This is a genomic window from Streptomyces sp. NPDC104106 (assembly GCF_055584345.1).
On record NZ_JBVJMF010000061.1, the window covers coordinates 1 to 2,630 of the forward strand.

Annotated in this window: 1 protein-coding gene; it reads right to left on the reverse strand. The window is 70.0% G+C overall.

The genetic code is table 11. The features are described 5' to 3' along the window. Positions 1 to 2,630: methionine synthase (gene metH, locus ACZ60X_RS43830; RefSeq protein WP_469611428.1), on the reverse strand; the 2,630-nt coding region annotated here is incomplete at both ends.

Sequence of the window (2,630 nt, forward strand, 5' to 3'; positions counted from 1 at the left end):
CGGCCGTGGCGCGCACCCGGCGCTGCTTCAGTTCGGGCAGCTTCGCCCCGGGTACGCCGCGCTTGACGCCGATGAGGGCGTCCATCAGGCGCAGGCCCTCGAAGGCGTCGCGGGCGTAGCGGACCTCGCCCTCGTAGATCTCGTACAGGTCCTGCTCGACGTAGGCGCGGGTCAGGGCGGCACCGCCGAGGATGACCGGGAAGCGCGCGGCCAGTCCCCGCTGGTTCAGCTCCTGGAGGTTCTCCTTCATGATCACGGTGGACTTCACCAGCAGCCCGGACATCCCGATGACGTCGGCCCTGTGCTCGTCGGCGGCCTCCAGGATCGCCGAGACCGGCTGCTTGATACCGAGGTTGACCACGTTGTAGCCGTTGTTGGACAGGATGATGTCGACGAGGTTCTTGCCGATGTCGTGGACGTCCCCGCGCACGGTCGCCAGCACGATCGTGCCCTTGCCCTCGGCGTCCGACTTCTCCATGTGCGGCTCCAGATGAGCCACCGCCGCCTTCATCACCTCGGCGGACTGCAGCACGAACGGCAGCTGCATCTGCCCGGAGCCGAACAGGTCACCGACGACCTTCATCCCGTCCAGCAGCGTGTCGTTGACGATGTCCAGGGCCGGCCGGTCCCGGAGCGCCTCGTCCAGGTCCGCCTCCAGACCGTTGCGCTCACCGTCGATGATCCGCCGCTTCAGGCGCTCCTCGAGCGGCAGCGCGGCCAGCTCCTCGGCCTTGCCCGCCTTCAGCGACTTCGCCGTGGCGCCCTCGAACAGCTGCATCAGCTTCTGCAGCGGGTCGTAGCCCTCGCTGCGCCGGTCGTAGATCAGGTCCAGCGCCGTGGTGACCTGTTCCTCGTCGAACCGGGCGATGGGCAGGATCTTCGAGGCGTGCACGATCGCCGAGTCCAGCCCCGCCTTCACACACTCGTCCAGGAAGACGGAGTTCAAAAGGATGCGGGCGGCCGGGTTCAGACCGAAGGAGATGTTCGACAGACCGAGCGTGGTCTGCACGTCCGGGTGGCGGCGCTTCAGCTCCCGGATCGCCTCGATGGTGGCCAGACCGTCCTTGCGGGACTCCTCCTGACCGGTGCAGATGGTGAAGGTCAGGGTGTCGATGAGGATGTCCTCCTCGCGGATGCCCCAGTTCCCCGTCAGGTCCGCGATCAGCCGCTCGGCGATCTCCACCTTCTTCTGCGGGGTACGGGCCTGCCCCTCCTCGTCGATCGTCAGCGCGATCAGCGCCGCACCGTGCTCCCGCGCCAGCCGCGTGACCCGCGCGAACCGGGAGTCCGGGCCGGCGCCGTCCTCGTAGTTCACCGAGTTGATCACCGCGCGCCCGCCCAGCTTCTCCAGCCCGGCCCGGATCACATCCACCTCGGTGGAGTCCAGCACGACCGGCAGCGTGGAGGCGGTGGCGAAACGGCCCGCGAGTTCCTCCATGTCGGCGACGCCGTCCCGGCCGACGTAGTCCACGCACAGATCCAGCATGTGCGCGCCCTCGCGGATCTGCTCCCGCGCCATCTCCACACAGTCGTCCCAGCGGCCCTCCAGCATGGCCTCGCGGAACTTCCTGGAGCCGTTGGCGTTGGTGCGCTCGCCGATCGCCAGGTAGGAGGTGTCCTGCCGGAACGGCACCGACTGGTACAGCGAGGCCGCCCCCGGCTCGGGGCGGGGGTCACGGGCGGGCGGCACCACACCCCGCACCCGCTCCACGACCCGGCGCAGGTGCTCCGGGGTCGTACCGCAGCAGCCCCCCACCAGCGACAGCCCGTACTCCCGCACGAACGTCTCCTGCGCGTTGGCCAGCTCGGGCGCGGTCAGCGGGTAGCTGGCGCCGTCCTTGGTGAGGACCGGCAGGCCGGCGTTGGGCATGCAGGACAGCGGGATGCGGGCGTTGCGGGCGAGGTAGCGCAGGTGCTCGCTCATCTCGGCCGGGCCGGTGGCGCAGTTCAGACCGATCATGTCGATGCCCAACGGCTCCAGGGCGGTCAGGGCCGCGCCGATCTCGGAGCCCAGCAGCATCGTGCCGGTGGTCTCGACCGTCACCGACACGATCACCGGCAGGTCCAGACCCAGCGCCTCCAGACCCCGGCGGGCACCGAGGACCGCCGCCTTGGTCTGGAGCAGGTCCTGCGTGGTCTCCACCAGCAGGGCATCCGCCCCACCCGCCACCAAGCCCTCCGCATTGCGCTGGTAGGCGTCACGCAGGGTCGTGTACGGGGCGTGGCCCAGCGTGGGCAGCTTCGTCCCGGGCCCCATCGAACCGAGGACCCACCGCTGCCGGCCGTCCCTGGCCGTGAACTCGTCGGCGACCTCGCGGGCCACCCGCGCACCGGCCTCGGACAGCTCGTACACCCGCCCGGAGATCTCGTACTCGCCGAGCGCGGAGTGGTTGGCCCCGAAGGTGTTGGTCTCGACGCAGTCCACGCCCACCGCGAAGTACGCCTCGTGGACGGAGCGGACGATGTCGGGGCGCGTGAGGTTCAGGATCTCGTTGCAGCCCTCGAGCTGCTCGAAGTCGTCGAGGGTGGGGTCCTGGGCCTGGAGCATCGTGCCCATGGCCCCGTCGGCGACCACCACACGCGTGGCGAGCGCCTCTCGGAGCGCGGACGCACGGGTCCGGCTGTCGGCG